1 rRNA gene is annotated in these 272 nt (G+C 54.0%); it reads left to right on the forward strand.

Annotated features, from left to right (window positions below):
- Window positions 1–272 (forward strand): 16S ribosomal RNA (locus NNN71_RS25065); the annotation flags it as partial.

A 272-nucleotide genomic window follows, 5' to 3' on the forward strand; every position in this document is an offset into this window, starting at 1 on the left:
CCGCCTGGGGAGTACGGCCGCAAGGTTAAAACTCAAATGAATTGACGGGGGCCCGCACAAGCGGTGGAGCATGTGGTTTAATTCGATGCAACGCGAAGAACCTTACCTACTCTTGACATCCAGAGAATTTGGCAGAGATGCCTTAGTGCCTTCGGGAACTCTGAGACAGGTGCTGCATGGCTGTCGTCAGCTCGTGTTGTGAAATGTTGGGTTAAGTCCCGCAACGAGCGCAACCCTTATCCTTTGTTGCCAGCGGTTCGGCCGGGAACTCA

The sequence above is a fragment of the Kluyvera sp. Awk 3 genome (genome assembly GCF_028069715.1).
Lineage (GTDB): Bacteria > Pseudomonadota > Gammaproteobacteria > Enterobacterales > Enterobacteriaceae > Kluyvera > Kluyvera georgiana_A.